Below are 21187 nucleotides of genomic sequence, written 5' to 3' on the forward strand. Positions count from 1 at the left end.
TCGGAACATGAAGGCCTACATCGTCGGCGTCGGCATGACGAAGTTCGAGAAGCCCGAGACCCGCGACTGGAGTTACGGCGACATGGTCCGCGAGGCGGGCACCGCCGCGCTGGAGGACGCGGGCGTCCGGTACGAGCAGGTCGAACAGGTTCCCGTCGGTTACTGCTTCCAGGCCTCCACCGCCGGACAGCGGGCCGTCTACGAACTCGGTCTCACCGGCGTGCCCGTCTACAACGTCAACAACAACTGCGCCACCGGCTCCACCGCCTTGATGCTGGCCCGGCAGTTCGTGGAAGGAGGCGGCGGCGACTGCGTCCTCGCCGTCGGCTTCGAGAAGATGGCCCGGGGCTCACTCGGCGGCGGCACGAAAGACGGCGGCGACTTCGCGGCCTCGCCCGTCGCTAGGCACTACGGGATCATGGCCGCCGCCCACGGCTTCGAGGCGTCCCCGCCCACCGCGCAGCTCTTCGGCAACGCGGCCCGCGAGCACATGCGGCGGTACGGGACCACGCCCGCGCAGCTCGCGGCGGTCGGGGCCAAGAACCATCGCCACTCGGCGCACAACCCGTACGCCCAGTTCCAGGACCCGTACACGGTGGAGGAGGTCCTCGCCGCCCGTACCGTCCACGACCCCCTCACCAGACTCCAGTGCTCACCCACCTCCGACGGCGCGGCGGCGGCCGTGGTTGTCTCCGAGCGGTTCGCCGAGCGGCACGGCCTGGAAGAGCGGGCCGTGGAGATCGCCGGCCAGGCCATGACCACCGACACCGACGCCTCCTTCGCCTCCGGCACCTGCATCGACGCGGTCGGCGCGCCGATGTCCCGGGCCGCCGCCGAGCAGGTGTACGCGGCCTGCGGCCTCGGTCCTGGCGATCTCGACGTGATCGAGCTGCACGACTGCTTCTCCATCAACGAGCTGCTCACCTACGAGGCGCTCGGGCTCTGCGGCGAAGGCGAGTCCGGCAAGCTCGTGGAGTCCGGGGCCACGACGTACGGCGGTCGGTGGGTGGTGAATCCGTCGGGCGGGCTGATCTCCAAGGGGCATCCGCTCGGCGCGACCGGGATCGCTCAGGTCGCCGAGCTGACCTGGCAGCTGCGCGGCGAGGCGGGCCCGCGCCAGGTCCCGGGTGCGCGTACCGGGCTGGCCCACAACATCGGGCTGGGCGGCGCGGCGGTGGTGACGCTGCTGCGGAGGTGAGGGCCCGGCGTGCTTGTCCACGGGGGCCGGAGGACAGGGTTGCTGAGCTGGGGTCGCCCGGGGCCGGAGGTCGGTACGGCGGCGGCAAGAGGCGCGGAGGCCGGGACTTCGGACCTAGGACGGCCCGGATCCCCGATCTCCGACCGATACCCGATGTACGGGGCATCCACCACCTGCGACCATGACCGGCATGGCAGACGTCCCGGCCCCCGCGCCCACCACCCGCACCTCCCGTTCCCGCATACCCACCGGCGCGTGGGCCGTCGTGCTCGCCGCCTGCACCGGCCAGTTCCTCGTCGTCCTCGACGTGTCCGTGGTCAACGTGGCGCTGCCTTCCATGCGCACCGACCTCGGGCTGAGCCACAGCGCGCTCCAGTGGGTCGTCAACGCCTACTCGATCGCGTTCGCCGGGTTCATGCTGCTGGGCGGGCGGGCCGCCGACATCTACGGCCGGAAGCGGATGTTCCTCGTCGGCCTCGGCGTCTTCACCGCCGCCTCCCTCGCGGGCGGCCTCGCGCAGGAAGGCTGGCAGCTCCTCGCGGCCCGTGCCGCGCAAGGCCTCGGAGCCGCCGTCCTGGCTCCCGCCACGCTCACCATCCTCACCGCCGCCGTTCCCGAGGGCCCGGCCCGGACCAAGGCGATAGCGACCTGGATGGCGGTCGGCGCGGGCGGCGGCGCGGCCGGCGGGCTCATCGGCGGAGTCCTCACCGACGCTCTCTCCTGGCGCTGGGTCCTCCTCATCAACGTGCCGATCGGCGCGCTCGTCCTGGTCGCCGCTGCCCTGTGGATCACCGAGGGCCGCGCGGGCGACCGCCGCCGCATCGACCTGCTGGGCGCCGTCCTGGTCACCGCGGGCCTCGCCACCGTCGCGTACGGCATCGTCCAGACCGAGGCGGTGGGCTGGACGGCCGCCGCCACGCTCGTACCGCTGCTGTCCGGAGTGGTGCTGCTCGCCGCGTTCGTCCTGGTCGAGGCGCGGACGGCGGTTCCGCTGGTCCCGCTGCGGGTGTTCGGCGTACGGGCGGTCTCCTCGGCCAATGTGTCGATGTTCCTCATGGGGTCGGCGACCTTCTCCATGTGGTACTTCATGACCGTCTACGCGCAGAACGTGCTCGGCTACACGCCGTTGCAGGCAGGCCTCGCGCTGATGCCGACCTCGGCCGCCGTCATCCTCGGCTCCAAGATCGCGCCTCGGATCATGGTCCGTACGGGAGCCAAGAGCCTGGCCGTCGCCGGAGTGCTGATCACCGCCGCGGGCTTCGGCTGGCAGTCCACCATGGGCGTCGACGGCTCCTACCTCACCGCGATCTGCCTGCCCGGCGTCCTGATGATGGCCGGCGCCGGACTCGCCTCAACGCCGCTGGCCACCCTCGCCACCTCCGGCGCGGCTTCCGGCGACGCCGGACTCGTCTCCGGCCTGGTCAACACCTCCCGCACCATGGGCGGCGCGCTCGGCCTCGCGGTGCTCTCCACGGTCGCCGCCGCCCGTACGGCTGGCTCGGTGGAGGCGGCCGAGGTCACCGCCGGGTACGCGACGGCGTTCCGTACGGCATGCGGAGTGCTGCTGGTCGGAGTGGTCGTGATGCTGGCGTGGCTGCCCAACCACCGGACGCCTCGCGTACGGGAGGAGGAGGCGGCGGCGAAGGTGCAGCCACAGGAGCGGGTCTGAACCGCTCGATCTGACAGCACGTCAGCAGTCTTCCTAACTTCCTTGCACTGAGCTATACATGGGCCATCGGCTAGAACGCGTTCTAGAACGGCCCGCTCTGCCGGTCCCCGCACGGCCTCGGTGCGGTCGGCGGTGCGGACAGGCCGCACCGAGGTCTCCCACCGTCGGTCCCTCACCGTCAAGGAGCGGCTTCGCCATGCCCATCGATGCCTCAGCGGCCCTCGCCGCCGACCCCCGCCGGGCCGAGATCGCCTGGAACCACAAGGACGTCCAGCTCTACCACCTGGGCCTCGGCGCCGGCACGCCCGCCACCGACCCGGACGAGCTGCGCTACACGCTGGAGTCCCGGCTCCAGGTGCTGCCGAGCTTCGCCACCGTCGCGGGCGCGGGAACGGCCGCGTTCGGCGGGATGGGCGCGCCCGGGATCGACGTGGACCTCGCCGCCGTCCTCCACGGCGGCCAGTCCGTACGCGTCCACCGGCCGATCCCCGTCACCGGCCGGGCCGTCCAGACCTCGGAGGTCGCGGCGGTGTACGACAAGGGCAAGGCCGCCGTCATCGTGCTGCGGACCGAGGCGAGCGACGAGGACGGTCCGCTCTGGACCAACGACGCGCAGATCTTCGTACGAGGAGAAGGCGGCTTCGGCGGAGAGCGCGGGCCCTCCGACCGCCTCGCCGTGCCCGACCGTACGCCGGACCGCACGGTGGAGCGCCCGATCCGCGAGGACCAGGCGCTGCTCTACCGCCTCTCCGGCGACTGGAACCCGCTCCACGCCGACCCGGCCTTCGCCGAGCTGGCCGGCTTCGACCGGCCGATCCTGCACGGGCTGTGCACGTACGGGATGGTGCTCAAGGCCGTCACCGACACCTTGCTGGACGGTGACGTGTCCCGTATCACCGCCTACCGCACCCGCTTCGCCGGAATCGTCTTTCCCGGCGAGACCCTCCGCATCCGGATGTGGTCGGCCGAGGACGGACGGGTCCAGGTGGCGGTCACCGCCGCCGAACGGGACGACGCACCGGTCCTCGCGGACACGCTCGTCGAACACTCCTGAGCACTCCTGAACCCAGCAGCAACCTTTGGCAGCCGATTCGACGGGAGCCGTACCCATGCGCGCAGCCGTACTGCACGAGATAGGCCAGGAGAAGCTGGAAGTCCTCGACGACGTCGAGGCGGTGGGGTTCGGCCCCGGAAAGGTCAAGCTCCGCATCCGGGCCACCGGCCTCTGCCACTCCGACGTCTCCGCGATGAGCGGCATCCTCCCGCAGCCCGCTCCCTTCATTCCCGGCCACGAGGGCGCGGGCGAGGTGGTCGACGTCGGTGAGGGAGTGAGCGGACTGAGCGCCGGCGACCGGGTCCTCGTCTGCTGGCTGCCCGCCTGCGGGGCCTGTCCGTCCTGCAAGCGCGGTCAGACCCAGCTCTGCCTCGCGGGCTTCATGAACGCGGGCACGCCCAACTTCCGGCGTCCCGGCGGTGACGTCTTCGGCTTCGCGGGCACCGGCACCTTCACCGAGGAGGTCGTCGTCGGCGCGGGCTGCGCGGTGCCGATCCCGGACGACGTCCCGTTCGAGATCGCCGCCCTGATCGGCTGCGGCGTCACCACCGGCCTCGGCGCGGCCATCAACACGGCGAAGGTGGAAGCCGGTTCGTCGGTCGCCGTCATCGGCTGCGGCGGCGTCGGCATCTCCACGATCCAAGGCGCCCGCGTCCAGGGCGCGGCCCAGATCGTCGCCGTCGACCCGGTCGCCTCCCGCCGCGAGGCCGCCCTCCGCTTCGGCGCCACGGAGGCGGTCGCTCCTGACGAACTAACCGACGCCAAGCAGCGCATCACCGGCGGCGAGGGCTTCGACTACGTCTTCGAGGTCGTCGGCAAGTCCGCCACCGCCCGTACCGCCTACGAGCACACCCGCCGCGGCGGCACCCTCTGCGTCGTCGGCGCCGGAGCGATGGACGACCACTTCCAGGTCAACATGTTCGAGCTGTTCTTCGACGAGAAGCGCATCCTGCCGTCGATGTACGGCGGCGGGGACGTGCTGCGCTCCTACGAGCGGGCCATCGCGCTCTGGCGGGCGGGCCGGATCGACCTGGAGTCGATGATCACGCACCGGGTCCGGCTGGAGGAGGTCAACGACGCGCTGGACCAGATGCGGACCGGCCGATCGCTGCGTACCTGCATCCAGCTCTGAACCCGGTCCCTGAACAACGACGTTGAGGAATGCCATGTCACTTCCCCTCCCGCTGGACGGGCTGTCCGCGATTGTCACCGGCGCCGGCCGCGGTCTCGGCCGCGCCGAGGCGCTGGAGCTGGCCCGGCTCGGCGCGGCCGTCGTCGTCAACGACTACGGGCAGCCCGGCCGCGACGGATCGGGCGAGGCGTCGGCGGCGCCCGCCGAGGAGGTCGCCGCCGAGATCCGCGCGGCAGGCGGCCGGGCCACCGCCCACCTCGGAGACGTCTCCGACCACGAACAGGCGCGGGAGCTCGTCGAGTTGGCGGTCTCCACCTACGGAAAGCTCGACATCCTGGTCAACAACGCGGGCATCCTGCGCGACCGGATGATCTTCTCGATGAGTGAGGACGAGTGGGACGCGGTCATCCGCGTCCACCTCAAAGGCCACTTCAACACCATTCACTTCGCCGCCGCCCACTGGCGCTCCCGCTCCAAGGAGGTGGGCGGCCCGGTCTACGGGCGGATCGTGAACACCTCCTCGGAGGCGTACCTCGCGGGCTCGGCCGGACAGCCCAACTACGCTGCGGCCAAAGGCGGGATCGTCGGCCTGACCACCTCCACCGCGCCGGCTCTCGCCAAGTACGGCGTCACCGCCAACGCCATCTGCCCGCGCGCCCGGACCCGGATGACCGAGGACGTCTTCGCGGGCTTCCAGGAACCGGCCGACGGCACTCTCGACGCACTGGCTCCCGAGCATGTCTCGCCGCTCGTCGGCTACTTGGCCTCACCGGCTGCGGCCGGAGTCAACGGACAGCTGCTCGTCGTCCACGGAGGCATGGTCGCGATCGTCGAACGGCCCAAGGTGGCGGCCAAGTTCGACGCGGCGAAGGAGACGTTCACCTTCGCCGAGCTGGACGAGCTGATCACTCCGTACTACGCGGACCGGCCACGCGGCGAGACCTTCGCGGCGGCCGAAGTGCTGGGCCTCAAGCGGGAGTAGGGACGGACGGAGAGGGGCCCGGTACGGCCGAACAGCCGTACCGGGCCCCTCTCCTCGCTGCGCTACGGCCTCAGGCCGCCCGGGATTCCTCCTGGGCGGGCCTGCGGTGGCGTCCGTGCGGCTGCACCGACGTGTTCTCCATCGACGCACCCCCTCGGTGCTTGCCGGAACCGCCGGTCCCGTCGCCTTCCGCGTCGCCCCCCGGCGTACGCGGCGTAATCGTGTCGGTGCGGGCTTCAGACATGTGGGAAGTCACCCCGTTGTGATCGCTTACCTGTGTCTCACGTGCGTGTGCGCGGGCCCCGCCTCCGCCATCCGACGCGGTCACCGTCGGCGCCCGCCCGGTACGGCTGCGCAGCCCAGGCTCCGAGTCTAGTCAGGTTGACGCCGCTCGGTGCAGAGGCGCCTGCCCCAACGGAACCGGCCTACACACGACAGGAGGGGTGACGGCGGCGGACGGTTCCGTTCCACTCGTATCGCCCTCCTTTCCGGCCGTCCCCGGAAGCGGTTCCTCGTCTCCCGGCGCGTCCAGCAGCGCCACACCGCAAGGCGTCGAGGCGTTCGCGTACGGCAGGTGCAGCACGCCGTCTCGGCTCCAGTACCCGGCCCCCGCCGACCAGCCGTCCGGCGCCGCGAGCTGGTGCAGCCGACGCCCCTGCGGACGCCAGATGCCCACCCAGCTCCCGGCCGGCCCGTCGATCCGCAGCGCGACGGCACAGCTCTCCGGCATCAGCATCTGTCCCGGCTGTACCGCGAACGGTGTCACCGCCAGATCCGCCTGCCGCAGGCACTCCGGGAAGCGGACGGGCAGGCAGCTGCCGAGGACGCCCCAGCCGAGCCGGTCGTGGCCCGGAGCGTTCGAGCGGATCAGCAGCAGGCCGCTGTCCGGGTCGGCCAGCAGCAGCCGGTCATCGCTCGCAGGCGTGATCTGGAGCAGCGGGGTCACCTCGCCGTTCCGCTCCAGGTCCACGGCGACCGCCTTGACCGGCCCGCCGCCCGGCAGCCGCCGGTCCAGGGCCAGCATCCGGCCCGCCCGGTCCAGCCAGACGCCGCCCGAGCAGTGGCCCGGGATCTCCGCGACCAGCTCCGGCCCGAAGGCGCCGCCGGCCACCAGCCACAGCAGCGAGGAGTGGTCGCCGGCGGAGAGGCCGTACACGCTGGAGCCGTCCGGCGAAGGCGGCAGCAACGTCATCCCGTCGCACTCGACCGCGCCGAGGGCCAGTTCGCCGGTGGCGGGACCGGTCGGGTAGAGCAGCGAGAACATCTGCCGGTCCGCCACCCGCCGCCGGATCAGCACGCGCCCGTCGGCGAGCGGCACCACCTGAGCGTCCGGCTCCTCGGGCTGGTGGAGCGGCAGCGGTACGGCGTAGGGCTCGGGCCCGTCCAGCGTCCAGCGCTCCGGATACCAGGCCCGCTGCGCGCCGGGCGGGCCGGGCGCGGCCGTCAGCCGGGCCGCGTAGGCGCCGTCCGCGGTGAGCGTGAAGGCGCCGGGGCCGGTGGGCGCTTCGGCCCAGGGCGCGGCAGCACCCTCCGGCTCGACGGACTCCGCCGCCCCGACGGGTTCCTCCGGCTCGCCGGACTCTTCAGAGCCGGGATCCGCCGTCGTGGCGGCCCCGGCGGATCCGCCTTCGATGGCACAGGCAGTCATTGACTCGTCACCTCCGGCTACGCAAGCTAGTTTTCGCACTTCCTGCCGGACAACACGTGCCACCGCACTTCACACATAAGGGTGGTGATGCCCGGATTCTCCTGAGGTGGTGGCGGTGGGTGTGCTGCTGACGGCGGCAGCCGCGCCGACCTGCTGGAGCAACCGCCCGGGCTCCCGGCCCCACCTGCTGACGTAACGATTCGTGTCCGGCCGCCGGTCCTGGCGTACAGGTCCGGCGGCCAGGGGCGGCGGACCTGCCCGGACAGGTAGCCTTTCTCCCGTGCCCCGTCTGTCTGAAGTCATCGCCGCCCTCGACGCCCTCTGGCCCCCCGAGCGGGCCGAAGGATGGGACGCGGTCGGCACGGTCTGCGGCGACCCGGACGCCGAGGTCGACCGGGTGCTGTTCGCCGTCGACCCGGTCCACGAGATCGCCGACGAGGCCCTGAAGCTCGGCGCCCAGCTGATCGTCACCCACCACCCGCTCTATCTGCGCGGGACGACGACGGTCGCCGCCGACACCTTCAAGGGCAAGGTCGTCCACACGCTCATCAAGCACGACATCGCGCTCCACGTCGCGCACACCAACGCCGACACCGCCGACCCCGGCGTCTCCGACGCGCTGGCCGGCGCCCTGGACCTGCGCGTCATCGGACCCCTCGTACCGGACCCCACCGACCCTCACGGCCGGCGCGGACTCGGCCGGATCTGCGAGCTCGACCACCCCGAGACCCTGGCCGACTTCGCCGCCCGCGCCGCCGCCCGGCTGCCCGCCACCGCGCAGGGCATCCGGCTGGCCGGCGACCCGGACGCGCTCGTCCGTACCGTCGCTGTCAGCGGCGGCTCCGGCGACAGCCTCTTCGACGCCGTACGAGCCGCCGGGGTCGACGCCTTCCTCACCGCCGACCTGCGCCACCACCCGGCCTCCGAGGCCGTGCAGCACTCGCCGCTCGGCCTGGTCGACGCCGCGCACTGGGCCACCGAGTGGCCCTGGTGCGAGCAGGCCGCCGCGCAGCTCGACGCGCTTTCCGACCGCCACGGATGGGACCTGCGGGTCCATGTCTCGACGCAGGTCACCGACCCCTGGACCACCCACCATTCCTCTGGAGCCCCCAACTGAACGCCGCGCCCGCCGACCAGATCCGACTCCTCGACGTCCAGGCCCTCGACGTACGTCTCTCCCAGCTCTCCCACAAGAGCAACTCGCTGCCGGAGCACGCCGAGATCGAGCAGCTCAGCAACGACCTCGCCCAGCTGCGTGACCTGCTGGTCGCCTCCACCACCGAGGAGAGCGACACCACCCGCGAGCAGACCAAGGCCGAGCAGGACGTCGACCAGGTGCGCCAGCGCGCCGTCCGCGACCAGCAGCGCCTCGACTCCGGCGCGGTCTCCTCGCCTAAGGACCTGGAGAGCCTCCAGCGCGAGCTCACCTCGCTCGCCAAACGCCAGGGAGACCTGGAGGACGTCGTCCTGGAGATCATGGAGCGCCGCGAGGCCGCCCAGGAGCGGGTCACCGAGCTGACCGAGCGGGTCTCCGCCGTCCAGGCCAAGGTCGACGACGCCACCGCCCGCCGGGACGCCGCCACCGCCGAACTGGACGCCGAGATCGCCACGGTGACCAAGGACCGCCAGGTCGTCGCCGAGGTCATCCCCGCCGACCTGATGAAGCTGTACGACAAGCTCCGCGCCCAGCAGGGCGGCGTCGGCGCCGCACGCCTCTACCAGCGCCGCTGCGAGGGCTGCCGCCTGGAGCTGAACATCACCGAGGTCAACGACGTGAAGGCCGCGTCCCCCGACACGGTGCTGCGCTGCGAGAACTGCCACCGCATCCTGGTCCGCACCTCGGAGTCGGGCCTGTAATGAGCGCCGTTCGCCGACTGGTGGTCGAGGCCGACGGCGGCTCCCGGGGCAACCCGGGGCCCGCCGGTTACGGCGCCGTCGTCATCGACGCGGCCACCGGCGAGACGCTCGCCGAGGCCGCCGAGTGCATCGGCGTCGCGACGAACAACGTCGCCGAGTACCGGGGCCTGATCGCCGGTCTCACGGCCGCGAAGGCGCTGTTCCCGGACGCGGGGGCCTCGCCGGAGGTCCATGTCCGGATGGACTCCAAGCTGGTGGTCGAGCAGATGTCGGGCCGCTGGAAGATCAAGCACCCCGACATGAAGCCGCTGGCGGCCCGGGCCGCCGCGATCCTGCCGCCGTCCTCCGTCACGTACGAGTGGATCCCGCGCGCGCAGAACAAGCACGCGGACCGGCTCGCCAACGAGGCGATGGACGCGGGCCGCGACGGCCGCCCGTGGGAGGCCTCCACCTCCACCGCCGAGCTGGACGCCCCGGCCCGCACTCCGCTGCCCGACCGTGGCCCGCCCGGCGACGCGGTCGCGGGAGCGGCGAAGGCCCGGGCCGCGCTGGCGGCGGCGCGAGGCGGAACGGCGGATGCCGGCACGCTGTTCGAGGTCGAAGGACCGGAATCGCCCGAGCCCACCGACGTCACCGCGATCGCCGGGTCCGAGGCCGCAGCGGCATCCGCGTCCGTCGCCACTCCGGCCCCTCAGCTCGGCTGGTCCGCCGCCCCGGACCTCGGCGCACCCGCCACCTTCGTCCTGCTCCGGCACGGCGAGACGGCGCTCACACCCGAGAAGCGGTTCTCCGGCAGCGGCGGCACCGACCCCGAACTCTCCGCCACCGGCCGCGAGCAGGCCGCCCGCGCCGCCGTCCACTTCGCCGCGCTCGGCACCGTCCAGGAGATCGTCAGCTCACCGCTGCGCCGCTGCCGCGAGACGGCCGCCGCCGTCGCCGAGCGCCTCGGCCTGGACGTCCGGATCGAGGACGGCCTGCGCGAGAGCGACTTCGGCGCGTGGGAAGGGCTGACCTTCGGTGAGGTACGGGAGCGGTACGAGGACGACCTGACGGCCTGGCTCGCGGACCCGGAGACCGCGCCGACGGGCGGCGGCGAGAGCTTCACGGAGGTCGCCGACCGGGTCGCGGCCGCCCGGGACCGGCTGACCGCACGGTACGCGGGCCGCACGGTCCTGCTCGTCACCCACGTGACCCCGATCAAGACGCTGGTGCGGCTGGCGCTGGAGGCTCCGGCGCGGTCGATGTTCCGGATGGAGCTGTCGGCGGCCTCGATCTCGACGGTCGCGTACTACGGCGACGGCAACGCCTCCGTACGCCTGCTCAACGACACCTCGCACCTGCGCTAGCGGCCACGGAACCTCCATGGACGGGTGGACCGGGCTGCTCGGCTTCACCGCCGGGCTGCTGATCTCGCTGGTGACCGCTCCGGTCGGAGTGTCCGGCGCGGTGTTCCTGCTGCCGGTCCAGATCAGCGTGCTCGCAGTGCCGAGCCCGGCAGTCACGCCGACCAACCTGCTCTACAACGTGGTGGCCGGTCCCGGCGCCCTGCTGCGCCACCACCAAAGCGGCGGCCTGCGTGGCCCGCTGACCCGGCTGCTGGTCCTCGGCACCGTCCCCGGGGTCGTCGTCGGCGCGGTGATCCGGGTCTTCGCGGTGCCGGGCCCGTCGGTGTTCCGGCTGCTGATCGCGGTGCTGCTGTTCCCACTGGGCGGCTGGCTCTGCCTCCGTACGCTGCACCGCGCCTCGCGCACCGCCTCCGCCCGGGAACCCTCACCCCGCGCCATCACCCGTCTCGCCATGGCCGTCGGTGTGGCCGGCGGGATCTACGGGATCGGCGGCGGCTCGCTCCTCGGCCCGATCCTGGTCGGGCGCGGGATGCCGGTCACGAAGGTGGCGCCGGCCGCGCTGGCCGCCACCTTCGTGACCTCGGTCGTCGGCGCGGGGACGTACGCGCTGCTCTCCCTCACCACGACCGGCGACATCGCTCCGTACTGGACGCTCGGCCTGGCCTGCGGCCTCGGCGGCCTGTGCGGCGGCTACCTCGGCGCGCGCCTCCAGCCCCGCCTGCCGGAAACGGCGTTGCGGCTGCTGCTGGGGGTGCTGGCGCTGGGCATCGGAAGCCTGTACGCGATCCAGATCGTGCGCTGAGGGTTCTACGCTCCGAGCGCGGCCGCCTCCGCCGCCAGCCGCGCCACCCGGTCCCAGTCCTTCGCCGCGATCGCGTCACCCGGCACCATCCAACTGCCGCCCACGCACGCCACGTTCGGCAGAGCGAGGTACGCCGGTGCGGAGGCGAGCGAGATGCCGCCGGTCGGGCAGAAACGGGCCTGGGGGAGTGGGGCGGAGAGGGCCTGGAGATAGGCGGTGCCGCCCGCCGCCTCGGCCGGGAAGAACTTCATGTCGCTCACGCCGCGCTCCAGCAGGGCCACCACCTCGGAGGTGGTCGAGACGCCCGGCAGGAACGGCACGCCGGACTCCCCCATCGCCTCCAGCACCGCGTCCGTCCACCCCGGGCTGACCAGGAACCTGGCGCCCGCGTCGACGGTGTCCCGTACGTGCTGCGGCGAGATGACCGTGCCCGCGCCGACGACCGCGCCCGGCACCTCGGCGGCGACGGCCCGGATCGACTCCAGCGCGGCGGGCGTCCGCAGCGTCACCTCGATCGCCGGCAGCCCGCCCGCCACCAGCGCCCGCGCCAGCGGAACGGCGTCGGCCACGTCATGCAGGACGACGACCGGGACGACCGGAGCGAGGTCCAGGACGGAGGTGTCGGAGGGAGCGGCGGGCGGCGGCGAGGCGGGGAAGGAGGTCATGGGTCCCATCCTGCCGCGCCACGAGCGATCTCTGCAACGCCCGTTGCGGAGGATGCAATGCGACGCGGTGGATCTCCGCAGCCACCACGACTCGACGGATCTCCACCAGGACTCAGTGGATCTCCGTCACCACCACATCGAGCGACCACGGCCGCCCGGCGCGCGCAGGAGCCTCGGCCTCCACCGCGTACCCGAGATCCCGCAACGCATCCACCAGTCCGGCCGGACCCTTGGGCCGAGCTCCCGCCGACAGCAGGTCGCGGACCATCCGGCCCTTGGTCGCCTTGTTGAAGTGGCTGACGACGGACCGCTTCTCCACGCCGTCCACGATCTGCGACTGGAGCACCCGCACACTCGCCGTCCGCGCGGCCACCTCACCCTTCGGCTTCCAGGCCGCCGCATACGCCGAGGACCGCAGATCCAGGACGAGCCCGTTCCCGGCGGCCTCGGGCATGACGGCCTCCATGGGCTTGCGCCAGTACGCGCCGAGCGCGCCGAGGCCGGGGAGCTTGACGCCCATCGAGCAGCGGTACGGCGGAATCCGGTCGCCGATCCGGACCGCGCCCCAGAGTCCGGAGAAGACCAGCAGCGACTTCGTGGCGTGCCGTCGGGCGTCCGCGTCGAGGGAGGCCAGGTCGAGGGCGTCGTACAGCACACCGGTGTACAGCTCCCCGGCCGGCCGGGTTCCGGCGGTCCGCAGCCCGGCGTTCTTCCCGACCTCGCCGCGCAGTCCCACGCTCAGCCCGAGCACCTCGCGGGCCTTCTCCTCGTCGGCCTGGCAGAGCTCCACCAGCTCCTCCAGCACCGCCGCCCGCGCCTCGGAGAGCCCCGGCAACGACAAGGACTCCGGCTTCAGCGGAGCCCCGCGCCCCGAAGCGGCCTTTCCTTCGGAGGGCGGCAACAGCACGAGCACGGCGGTTCTCCTTCGTACGCACGACGAGCGGTCCCGGCGCGCGTGCGGGCACTCCGGGGTCCTCGGCAAGGGTACGGGGGCGGGGCGGGGCTTCCGGTACGGAGACGGGCTGCGCTCGCGGTACGGGGACGGGCCTGGACTCGCGGTACGGGGACGGCGTGCGTTCGCCGTGCGGGGACGGGTCTGGGCTCGCGGTGCGGGGACGGACGGGTCTGCGTGCGCTGTACGGGGACGGGTCCGCCGCCTCCGTACCGTGTCGGGTCCGCACTATCCGCACGGGGCCGGGTCCGCGCCCGCGCCGTACAGTGCCGGGCCCGCCCGCACCGCACCGCGACGATCCCCGGATGCCGCCCGCTCCATCCCCGCCTACGCTCGGTCCATGCCCCGCCGCCATCTGCGTATGACCGAAAGCGGCCGACTGCTCGCTCGGGGAGCGGTTGCGGGTCCGGCTCACGCGGGCGGGCCCGGCGTCGAAGACGGTGCTGTTCGCTCCGGCGTGACCGGCCTCGGCGCGAGCGCGGCGACGGCCGCGCGAGGATCGTCCGCGTGGAACCGGAGCGTCCGCGCACTCCCGCGCCGCCCGAGCGGCCGGACGAACTCCACCGGCTCCGCCAGCTCCACGGTCACCGTCGTCCGGCTCCCGACCGCCAGGTTGAGGACCCCGTCCTCATCGACCCGCACGAGCCCGCCGCCGTCGTAGCGCCGCTCCACCCGGGCGGCGGTGATGAGCGAAGCGGGCACCGGCAGGTCGAACAGGGCGCCGTAGCGCAGCCGCAGCGAACCGTCGGCTCCCACCACATGCGGCCGGGTCACGCAGGCCGCGTGCAGGGCGACGATGAGGACCGTCCCGTACACGCCGAGCACGAGCAGGATCAGGTGGACCAGCGGCCACGGGATCACCAGGGCCAGCACCACGGTCTCCAGGACGGAGGCGAAGAAGAAGGCCCACACCGTCCCGGTCTGCGGTTCGGTGTACGAGAAGGGCAGCGCGCCCTCGGGGATCCGGTGTCGACGGCGTACGGTCCACAGTCCGAGGCTGTGCAGCGCCCGGAGTTCGTGCACCATCAGCCGCCGCACCGCCACCGGCACCACGGTGCGCACCGCCGACAGCGCGGCCGCCCGCCGCCCGTCACCGGCCCGCCGCCGGGCCGTGTACAGCGGCCACATCACGGCGGCCTCCAGCGCGAGCACGCCCACGACGAGCGCCTCGGCCGCCAGCAGGACCGCACCGGATGTCCGTACCCCGCCCACCAGGCAGACCGCCAGCGCCAGTTCAGCGGGCAGCGCCACCCACAGCGCGGCCCGGGCCGCTCGCAGAGCCGTCGTCCTCACGATGTCCTCCCACGCGTCGCGCGGACCCGGACGGCCAGCGCTTCCATCACCCGGCGCACCACCTCGCGCTGCGCGGGCGGATAGTCCTCCAGCAGCACCCGCCCGACCCCCGACGGCGACGGCTCCCCGTCCGGGAACACCGCCAGCACCTCGTCCGGTACGGCCGCCACCAGCTCGGCCGCCAAGGGCGCGATCCGCGGATCGTCCACCCCGGCGCCGGCCAGCTCGTCCAGCCGCTCGTACAGCGCGGCGACACCGGGGTCCTCGGCCAACGGCCGCAGCGCCGCGTACAGCTCGGCCCCGGCCCCACCGCCCGCGGTGTCCAGCAACGCCAGATGCTCCCGGTCCTTCGCCGCGGCCGGCGACCCGGTGGCGGGCGCACTCTCCAGGAGCGCGGCCAGGGCGGGCGAGAGCGGCCCGTCCGAGGTCAGCGGCGCCTCCAACAACGCCGCCAGCACCTCCCGCCGCTCCCGGATCTCCCGCTCCTGCCGTGCCAGATCCGCGTCCAGCTCCCCGAGCACCTCGACCAGCTCCCGCCCCGCGTCATCCGCCAGCACGTCCCGCACCTCGTCCAGCGAGAGCCCGATCTCGGTCAGCCGCCGGATCCGCGCCAACAGCACGGCATCCCGGACGGTGTAGGCCCGGTACCCATTGGCCCGCCGAGCGGGCTCGGGCAACAGCCCGATGTGGTGGTAGTGCCGCACGGCCCGGGAGGTGACTCCGACGAGCGCGGCGATCTCTCCGATACGCATGCGGCCAGTAGAAACCTTGCCGTTGCGACAAGGTCAAGCACCGGTCCGCCGCTTCCCGTGGACTTGTGCCACGATCGGGAGAAGAACTCCCATCTCACGGACGGCTGATCCCCCGATGTCCCAGTCCGGCGAGCGACCGAGGAAGGGGCGTGACATGACTGCCATGGCGCACGAGCCGCTCACGGAAACAAGGGGCTGAAGCTCCGCAGCGGTGGCGGCTGCCCGAAGAACCACGCCATCCCCGACGGCACCTTCGCCCCTCTCGACCTGAGACTGTTCCGCGGCGCCGACCCCTGGATGCCCTGTGAAGGCATTGCCCTCGTCGTCGAGGTGACCTCCACCAAGCCGCAGGCGGACCGCGAGGCCAAGCGCCGCTGCTACGCCCGCGGCGGCATCCCGCTCCACCTGCTCATCGACCGCGACGCCGGCTCGGTGACGCTCTTCGGCGACCCGGAGGACGCCCACTACCGCCAGCACCTCACCATCCCGTACGGCAAGCCGCTCCCGCTCCCCGAGCCCTTCGCCTTCGACCTGGAGACCGGGGACTTCGGCTGAGCTGTCCGTACGGCCCGGTAGGATGGCCGGTACGGCAGACGAGTCGTGCGGACGGCCGCGTGAGGATCCCCGGATCCTCCCGAGGAACGTCCGGGCTCCACAGAGCAGGGTGGTGGCTAACGGCCACCCGGGGTGACCCGCGGGACAGTGCCACAGAAAACAGACCGCCCGGGACTTCGGTCCCGGGTAAGGGTGAAACGGTGGTGTAAGAGACCACCAGCGCCTGAGGTGACTCAGGCGGCTAGGTAAACCCCACCCGGAGCAAGGTCAAGAGGGGTTGTTCCAGGAACGGGACGGCCCTGCGTGAACGTTCGAGGGCTGCTCGCCCGAGTTCACGGGTAGACCGCACGAGGCCGGTAGCAATGCCGGCCCTAGATGGATGGCCGTCTCCCCGGCCGCCGCGAGGCGACCGGGAGACAGAACCCGGCGTACAGCACGGCTCGTCTGCCGGTGAGCGACAAGGGCCCCCGACCAGGTTCTTCACTTGGGCGGGGGCCCTTTCTCCTCGACCGGCGGGGGCGTCGGCCAGCGGTCCGTCAGTTCCTCCGCGTACACCTGCGAGAGCGGCTGCGGGCCCACGTACTGCTGGCAGGTGCACTGCCCGGCCCCGTAGCGCAGCGGCTTCTTGTTCTCGTCCCACGCCGTCGGCACCGCGACCTGCTCATGAAATCGGCCCCGCCTGTCGTGCTTGGCGAGGTGGTGGGTGCAGCCGCAGACCCGGGTCCACAGCGGTGAGGACACCGCCGGAGTCCGTGAGCCCGGCGCGGCAGCAGGTCAGATGACCGGCGGGCGGCCCAGGCGGGTCATCCGCCATACCGTCGACCAGCGCATCGGGCGCCGCTCGCCGCACGGGGTGCGGACGCCCTCGGCGAAGCCGCCCGCCCAGGCGCGCAGGCCCTTCGGGTCGCGGGTGCGGGCCAGGGTGAGCAGGGTCCAGGTGGTGAGGTAGGCCGGGACCAGGGGGAGGGGGAGGTTGCGGCGGGCCAGCCAGACGCGGTTGCGGGCCGTCATCCGGTAGTACACCGCGTGCCGGGCCGGGCTCGTCCTCGGGTGCTGGAGCAGCAGCTCCGGCTCGTAGACGACCTTCCAGCCGGCGTCCAGCGCGCGCCAGGCGAGGTCCGTCTCCTCGTGGGTGAAGAAGAACTCCGCCGGCCACAGGCCCGTCTGCTCCAGCATCTTCATCGAGAACGCGTGGCCGCCGCCGAGGAACGCCGTCACCTGGCCGCCTCGCATCGGGTCGCCCGCCCGCAGCCGCGGCACGTGGCGGCGCTGCGTCTCGCCGGTCTCGTCCGCGATCCGGAAGCCGACGATGCCCAGCCGGTCGTCGGCGGTGAAGTGGTCCCGGACCCGGCGGAAGACGTCCTTGTCGACCAGGAGCCCGTCGTCGTCCAGCTCGATCACCACGTCCACGTCACCGATCTCGGCGAGCCTTCGCAGTCCCTCGTTCCGGCCGCCCGGGCAGCCCAGGTTCTCCGGCAGCTCGATGGTGGTCACGCCGCCGTCGAGGTCCGCCAGGCCGGGGGTGGCGGTGTAGTCCGGGAGCTCCGTCCCGTTGCCGATGATCACGAGCCGGGTGGGCCGGACGTCCTGCATGGCGACCGACGCCAGCAGCGCCTCGACCGCCTGCGGGCGATCCCCCATGGTCACGATGGATACGCCGATGCGTGGTGCGGACAAGTTCGGTACTCCTGGAGCTCGGCTGCCGTGCGGCTGCTGGTCGGCGGCGGTGCCCGCGATCGTAACGCCTCGGTGTTCAGTCCGAGGTTACCGCCCGGCCATCCACGGGCCCGTCGCTGTTCAGGAGCCCGTACACGGCCATGTCCCGGCGCTCGCCGCCCACCTGCTGCCAGCCGCGCAGCAGCCCCTCGTGCCGGTACCCGACGTCCACCGCGATCCTGGCGGACGCGGTGTTCCACGGTTCGATGAAGAGCTGGAGGCGCGGGACGCGGAGGTCGCGCAAGGCCCAGCCCGTCACCGTACGCAGCGCGGCGCGGGTGACGCCCTGGCCACGGCCGGAGGCGACCATCCAGAACCCGATCGACGCCCGGCCCTCCGGCAGGTCCCGCAGCCAGAGCCCGATGGCGCCCACCGGCCGCCGGTCCCGCGAGCGGACGATGGCGAACGGATACCCGGCGCCCGTCGCCGCCCGCTCCCACTGCCTGCGGACGAAGGCCTCGGCGGCCCGGTCCGAGTAGCGGGGCGGGATCGTCGAGATGAGCGGGATGTACGGGTCCTGCGCGGCCTCGCGGACCAGCGGCAGATCACTCATCTCCCACGGGCGCAGCACGAAGTCCGGGCCCGCGGACATGCTCGGGACGGTCAGCGGTTCGGGGCCGGGCGGGGGGTCGGCGCCTGTCTCCGTGTCCGCGTCCGCCTCGGTGCCGGGTGCGGTGTCGGACCCGGTGGTCGTGTCGGTGGCGGGCTTGGACGTGGTGTCAGGCCTGCGGTCAGCCATGCCCGTATCCTCCCGCGATCGGCGCGGTTCCGCCCCTCGGCCCGCCGGACCGCGACCGGCCTTACAGCACCCGACGGCACGTCGATAAAGTGCTGGAATGATATTCAGCAAGGCCGGGTTCGGGGGAGCGGTCGCGGACTTCGAGGCCGCCGTGGTGGCCCAGGACGCGAAACGGTCCGGCAAGGCGTTCGTCCGGTTGCAGGAGACCTTCGGGCAGGCCAAGGAGGCGGAGCTGCTGACCGGCGGACCGCGCCTGGCCGCCGTACTGGAGCAGGTTCCGCCCGGGCCGCGTGCCGTCGTCGCGGTCCTCGTCGGGGCCTGCGTCGAGCGTGGCGCGGATGCCGAGCGCTGCGCCCCTGGCGTACTGGCCGGGCTGCGGGCGGCGGTCGAAGGGGCCGCGGCGTTCGCGGAGGCGTGGGCGGCGACCGGCGGCGGGGCGTTCCCGGTGCCGGATGCCGGTGAGCCGGGCGCGGAGACCGTCGAGCGGGTGGGGTTCGAGGCGGCGGTGAGCTGGTGGACGCTGCGCCAGTGGGAGATGGCAGCCGTCGCGCTGCTGAACCACCGGGCCGTACGCGCCGAAGCCCGCGCCGGCTCGGACCGCCAGGCCGTACGCGCCGAGCCGGACGACCAGTCCGTACGTGCCGAGCCGGACGACCAGTCCGTACGCGCCGAGTCCACCCACCAGTCCGTACGCGCCGAGCCGGACCGCCAAGCCGTACCCGGCGAGCCCACCCACCAGGCCGCACCCGCCGCAGCCCCCGGCAACCGCCACGCGCTCCTGAGCCTCCTTGCCGCCGTGGAGCAAGCCTCCGACCAGCAGTTCCGGTCCCTCAGCTACGCCCTCCAGGTGCTGGACGACGAGCCCCTCGTCGCGCTCCACCGTCCGAGCGGCACCGGCTACGCCCTGCGGTTCTTCGGCATCGGCGACAACTTCCAGCTGCACACGCTCCTCGCCGACGCCCTCATAGGCGGCGGCCATGTGCAGGGTTACGCTCCTTCGCCGCACGAGGTCGCCGTCTGCCGGGAGACTCCGGGGCAGGTGGACACCGTCGGCTCCTTCGAGCTGGTGGCCCCGGACGGTGCGCGGCTCTGGAACGAGGGGAACCCGGCCGGCATCCCTCTCGTCGACGGCGTCCGCCTGCTGGTGCTGGACGAGCCGGCCTACCGGCGGTCCTGGCCCGCGGGCCGTTTCTTCCCGGGCATGCGCGGTGACGTCATCCTGGAGCGCGCTCTCGAACCGGAGGAGACGGAGCGCTGGTTCTCCCACGTCTCCCCGGCCAAGGAGCTCACCGGCTGACCCCGGCCCGTTCCGTACGCTTCAGCCGATCCTCGTCCCCGTACCGCTGACCCGTACCCGGTCGTCCCCGGCGCGCAGCTCCACCGTGAGCGTGCCGGGCCGGCCCAGGTCCGCGCCCTGGTGGAGCGTGAGCGTGGCCGCCTCCGGGACGAGGCCCAACTCCCGTACGTACGCGCCGAACGCGGCGGCCGCCGCTCCCGTCGCCGGGTCCTCCACCACCCCGCCCACCGGGAACGGGTCCCTCACGTGGAAGACCTCCGGCGCCTCGCGCCACACCAGCTGCAGCGTCGTCAGGTCCAGCCGGCGCATCAGCGCCTCCAGCCGGAAGAAGTCGTACGCGAGGTCCGCGAGCCGTTCACGCGTGGCGGCGGCCAGCACCAGGTGGCGGGCGCCCGCGTAGGCGATCCTGGGTGGCAGGGCCGGGTCGAGATCGGTGGCCGGCCAGTCCAGGGCCGCCAGTGCCTCCGTGAGGTCGGCCGGGGAGACCTCCTCGACGTGCGGGGCCACGCTGGTCAAGGTGGCGCGCAACTCGCCGGCCTCCTGGACCACGGTGACCGGCACCGTACCGGCCGCCGTCGCGAACTCCAGCGCGCCCGGACCGTCCCGTTCCGCCAGCGCGACGGCCGTGGCGACCGTGGCGTGGCCGCAGAACGGAACCTCGGCCTTCGGGCTGAAGTACCGGATGGTGTACGCGCCTTCGCCGGTCCGCTCCGTGAGGAACGCCGTCTCGCTGTAGCCCAGCTCCGCCGCGACGGCGAGCATCCGCTCCTCGTCCAGACCTGACGCGTCCAGGACGACGCCCGCCGGATTCCCGCCTTCCGGGTCGGCGGAGAAGGCGGTGTAGCGCAGGACCTCGGGACCGCGATCATGTGTCATGAGCGGTCCAACCCTGCCGCCGCTCACGGCATTCCCGCCCGGCTCCTCGCCGTACGGCTGCCGCAGTCCCCCCGGACCGCGGCAGCCCCACCGGCACGGTGACCGGTCAGTGGCAGTTCTTGACGCCCTTGTTCTTCGGCGTCGACTTCGGCCAGGAGCAGGAGTCCTGGAGCTTGCCGTTCGGCTTGATCAGCCGGGCCTTGTCACCGGTGTTGTTCCAGACGTACGAGCCCCGGTTCCAGTGCACGGTGCCCGAAACGTTCGTGCCCTTGCCGGTGCGGAGCTTGACGGTCTTGCCCGCGCCGATGGTGTAACTGCCGAAGGTGTAGGCGAAGCCGGTGTTGTCCTTCACCGTGTAGCCCTTGAGCTGGACCTTCTTCTTGCCGTTGTTGTGGATGTTCACCCACTCGGCGTTCAGGGACTTCTTCGACCGGTCGTCCTTGCCGGGGCCGTCGTACTGGATGGTGCCGAAGTGCAGCCCGCCCTGGTGGGCGGCCGCCATGGCCGGTGCTGCCGTGGCGAGGAGCGAGCCGGCCAGTGCGGTGGCGGCGGCCAAGGCGATCGGCGCAGTGGTGCGTATGCGCATGCGGTGTTCCTTCTGTGTCGTTCTGGTGAAGGTGTAACGAGATGTGATCATACGGTGAGTACGCGCTT

Annotated in this window: 19 protein-coding genes, 1 other RNA gene and 2 pseudogenes; 12 read left to right on the top strand and 10 right to left on the bottom strand. The window is 72.7% G+C overall.

Annotated elements, in window-relative coordinates; all coding sequences use genetic code 11:
- Window positions 1-7: 7 nt before the first annotated feature.
- The 5 genes from ABZ267_RS14275 (at window position 8) to ABZ267_RS14295 (ending at window position 6035) form a co-directional block, all read left to right on the top strand.
- Window positions 8-1198, top strand: a complete 1191-nt coding sequence (locus ABZ267_RS14275) for a lipid-transfer protein (RefSeq protein WP_356755067.1) — start codon at window positions 8-10, stop codon at window positions 1196-1198.
- Between the two features lie 181 nt (window positions 1199-1379).
- On the top strand, window positions 1380-2867 hold the full coding sequence (locus ABZ267_RS14280) for an MFS transporter (protein ID WP_356755069.1): 1488 nt from the start codon (window positions 1380-1382) through the stop codon (window positions 2865-2867).
- 196 nt (window positions 2868-3063) lie between these two features.
- Window positions 3064-3921, top strand: coding sequence for a MaoC/PaaZ C-terminal domain-containing protein (locus ABZ267_RS14285; protein WP_356755071.1), 858 nt, complete (start codon window positions 3064-3066; stop codon window positions 3919-3921).
- A 55-nt stretch (window positions 3922-3976) separates the two neighbouring features.
- The gene (locus ABZ267_RS14290) at window positions 3977-5053 is read left to right on the top strand and encodes a Zn-dependent alcohol dehydrogenase (RefSeq protein ID WP_356755073.1); all 1077 of its coding nucleotides are present in this window, start codon (window positions 3977-3979) and stop codon (window positions 5051-5053) included.
- A 34-nt stretch (window positions 5054-5087) separates the two neighbouring features.
- Complete coding sequence (locus ABZ267_RS14295) at window positions 5088-6035, top strand: 3-oxoacyl-ACP reductase (RefSeq protein WP_356755075.1); 948 nt, start codon at window positions 5088-5090, stop codon at window positions 6033-6035.
- Between the two features lie 376 nt (window positions 6036-6411).
- Here ABZ267_RS14295 and ABZ267_RS14300 read toward each other — a convergent pair whose 3' ends face one another.
- Window positions 6412-7683, bottom strand: a complete 1272-nt coding sequence (locus ABZ267_RS14300) for a hypothetical protein (protein ID WP_356755076.1) — start codon at window positions 7681-7683, stop codon at window positions 6412-6414.
- Between the two features lie 280 nt (window positions 7684-7963).
- Here ABZ267_RS14300 and ABZ267_RS14305 point away from each other — a divergent pair, with 280 nt between their 5' ends.
- Genes ABZ267_RS14305 through ABZ267_RS14320 form a run of 4 tightly spaced genes read left to right on the top strand, consistent with a single transcriptional unit; the run spans window position 7964 to window position 11688 of the window.
- Window positions 7964-8800, top strand: a complete 837-nt coding sequence (locus ABZ267_RS14305; protein ID WP_356755078.1) for a Nif3-like dinuclear metal center hexameric protein — start codon at window positions 7964-7966, stop codon at window positions 8798-8800.
- Window positions 8797-9540 (top strand): C4-type zinc ribbon domain-containing protein, encoded by a 744-nt coding sequence (locus tag ABZ267_RS14310; protein ID WP_199863101.1) that lies wholly within the window; start codon window positions 8797-8799, stop codon window positions 9538-9540. Before ABZ267_RS14305 ends, ABZ267_RS14310 begins: the two co-directional genes overlap by 4 nt.
- Window positions 9540-10886, top strand: a complete 1347-nt coding sequence (locus ABZ267_RS14315) for a bifunctional RNase H/acid phosphatase (protein WP_356755079.1) — start codon at window positions 9540-9542, stop codon at window positions 10884-10886. The genes ABZ267_RS14310 and ABZ267_RS14315 overlap by 1 nt, the downstream gene beginning before the upstream one ends.
- Window positions 10887-10902: 16 nt before the next feature.
- On the top strand, window positions 10903-11688 hold the full coding sequence (locus ABZ267_RS14320) for a sulfite exporter TauE/SafE family protein (protein WP_356755081.1): 786 nt from the start codon (window positions 10903-10905) through the stop codon (window positions 11686-11688).
- 5 nt (window positions 11689-11693) lie between these two features.
- Here ABZ267_RS14320 and eda read toward each other — a convergent pair whose 3' ends face one another.
- From eda to ABZ267_RS14340, 4 genes are all read right to left on the bottom strand, one after another.
- Window positions 11694-12353, bottom strand: coding sequence for a bifunctional 4-hydroxy-2-oxoglutarate aldolase/2-dehydro-3-deoxy-phosphogluconate aldolase (gene eda / locus ABZ267_RS14325; RefSeq protein WP_356755083.1), 660 nt, complete (start codon window positions 12351-12353; stop codon window positions 11694-11696).
- A 112-nt stretch (window positions 12354-12465) separates the two neighbouring features.
- Window positions 12466-13266: a peroxide stress protein YaaA gene (gene yaaA, locus ABZ267_RS14330; protein ID WP_356755085.1), complete on the bottom strand. Its 801-nt coding sequence runs from the start codon at window positions 13264-13266 to the stop codon at window positions 12466-12468.
- A 450-nt stretch (window positions 13267-13716) separates the two neighbouring features.
- Window positions 13717-14598 (bottom strand): hypothetical protein, encoded by an 882-nt coding sequence (locus ABZ267_RS14335; protein ID WP_356755087.1) that lies wholly within the window; start codon window positions 14596-14598, stop codon window positions 13717-13719.
- Window positions 14595-15350, bottom strand: a complete 756-nt coding sequence (locus ABZ267_RS14340) for a MerR family transcriptional regulator (RefSeq protein WP_356755089.1) — start codon at window positions 15348-15350, stop codon at window positions 14595-14597. Before ABZ267_RS14340 ends, ABZ267_RS14335 begins: the two co-directional genes overlap by 4 nt.
- Before the next feature lie 183 nt (window positions 15351-15533).
- Here ABZ267_RS14340 and ABZ267_RS14345 point away from each other — a divergent pair.
- Together ABZ267_RS14345 and rnpB are read left to right on the top strand one after the other, a co-directional pair.
- Window positions 15534-15905 (top strand): annotated as a pseudogene (locus tag ABZ267_RS14345) (Uma2 family endonuclease); the annotation flags it as partial.
- Window positions 15906-15944: 39 nt separating this feature from the next.
- Window positions 15945-16352: RNase P RNA component class A (rnpB, locus tag ABZ267_RS14350), an RNA gene on the top strand.
- A gap of 33 nt (window positions 16353-16385) precedes the next feature.
- Here the strand turns inward: rnpB and ABZ267_RS14355 are convergent.
- From ABZ267_RS14355 to ABZ267_RS14365, 3 genes and pseudogenes are all read right to left on the bottom strand, one after another.
- A pseudogene (locus ABZ267_RS14355) lies at window positions 16386-16622 on the bottom strand (hypothetical protein); the annotation flags it as partial.
- A 57-nt stretch (window positions 16623-16679) separates the two neighbouring features.
- Window positions 16680-17582 (bottom strand): glycosyltransferase, encoded by a 903-nt coding sequence (locus ABZ267_RS14360; protein ID WP_356755091.1) that lies wholly within the window; start codon window positions 17580-17582, stop codon window positions 16680-16682.
- Window positions 17583-17658: 76 nt separating this feature from the next.
- Window positions 17659-18360, bottom strand: coding sequence for a GNAT family protein (locus ABZ267_RS14365; RefSeq protein ID WP_356755093.1), 702 nt, complete (start codon window positions 18358-18360; stop codon window positions 17659-17661).
- Between the two features lie 97 nt (window positions 18361-18457).
- On the opposite strand from ABZ267_RS14365, the gene ABZ267_RS14370 reads away from it, so the two are divergent.
- Entirely contained in the window at window positions 18458-19657 is a 1200-nt protein-coding gene (locus ABZ267_RS14370; protein WP_356755095.1) for a hypothetical protein, read from the top strand.
- A gap of 21 nt (window positions 19658-19678) precedes the next feature.
- On the opposite strand, the gene ABZ267_RS14375 is transcribed toward ABZ267_RS14370, so the two are convergent.
- On the bottom strand, window positions 19679-20533 hold the full coding sequence (locus tag ABZ267_RS14375) for a PhzF family phenazine biosynthesis isomerase (protein WP_356755097.1): 855 nt from the start codon (window positions 20531-20533) through the stop codon (window positions 19679-19681).
- A gap of 106 nt (window positions 20534-20639) precedes the next feature.
- A complete protein-coding gene (locus ABZ267_RS14380; protein ID WP_356755099.1) occupies window positions 20640-21119 on the bottom strand; it encodes a lamin tail domain-containing protein in 480 nt (159 codons plus the stop codon).
- Between the last annotated feature and the right edge of the window lie 68 nt (window positions 21120-21187).

The organism is Streptomyces sp. NPDC006174 (assembly GCF_040614075.1).
Lineage (GTDB): Bacteria > Actinomycetota > Actinomycetes > Streptomycetales > Streptomycetaceae > Streptomyces.

What these genes read in the sequence shown, in the direction of transcription:
- ABZ267_RS14275 (WP_356755067.1), top strand. Translation starts at nt 8, where the DNA reads ATGAAGGCCTACATCGTCGGCGTCGGCATGACGAAGTTCGAGAAGCCC.
- ABZ267_RS14280 (WP_356755069.1), top strand. Translation starts at nt 1,380, where the DNA reads ATGACCGGCATGGCAGACGTCCCGGCCCCCGCGCCCACCACCCGCACC.
- ABZ267_RS14285 (WP_356755071.1), top strand. Translation starts at nt 3,064, where the DNA reads ATGCCCATCGATGCCTCAGCGGCCCTCGCCGCCGACCCCCGCCGGGCC.
- ABZ267_RS14290 (WP_356755073.1), top strand. Translation starts at nt 3,977, where the DNA reads ATGCGCGCAGCCGTACTGCACGAGATAGGCCAGGAGAAGCTGGAAGTC.
- ABZ267_RS14295 (WP_356755075.1), top strand. Translation starts at nt 5,088, where the DNA reads ATGTCACTTCCCCTCCCGCTGGACGGGCTGTCCGCGATTGTCACCGGC.
- ABZ267_RS14300 (WP_356755076.1), bottom strand. Translation starts at nt 7,683, where the DNA reads ATGACTGCCTGTGCCATCGAAGGCGGATCCGCCGGGGCCGCCACGACG.
- ABZ267_RS14315 (WP_356755079.1), top strand. Translation starts at nt 9,540, where the DNA reads ATGAGCGCCGTTCGCCGACTGGTGGTCGAGGCCGACGGCGGCTCCCGG.
- ABZ267_RS14320 (WP_356755081.1), top strand. Translation starts at nt 10,903, where the DNA reads ATGGACGGGTGGACCGGGCTGCTCGGCTTCACCGCCGGGCTGCTGATC.
- eda (WP_356755083.1), bottom strand. Translation starts at nt 12,353, where the DNA reads ATGACCTCCTTCCCCGCCTCGCCGCCGCCCGCCGCTCCCTCCGACACC.
- ABZ267_RS14340 (WP_356755089.1), bottom strand. Translation starts at nt 15,350, where the DNA reads ATGCGTATCGGAGAGATCGCCGCGCTCGTCGGAGTCACCTCCCGGGCC.
- ABZ267_RS14365 (WP_356755093.1), bottom strand. Translation starts at nt 18,360, where the DNA reads ATGGCTGACCGCAGGCCTGACACCACGTCCAAGCCCGCCACCGACACG.
- ABZ267_RS14370 (WP_356755095.1), top strand. Translation starts at nt 18,458, where the DNA reads ATGATATTCAGCAAGGCCGGGTTCGGGGGAGCGGTCGCGGACTTCGAG.
- ABZ267_RS14375 (WP_356755097.1), bottom strand. Translation starts at nt 20,533, where the DNA reads ATGACACATGATCGCGGTCCCGAGGTCCTGCGCTACACCGCCTTCTCC.
- ABZ267_RS14380 (WP_356755099.1), bottom strand. Translation starts at nt 21,119, where the DNA reads ATGCGCATACGCACCACTGCGCCGATCGCCTTGGCCGCCGCCACCGCA.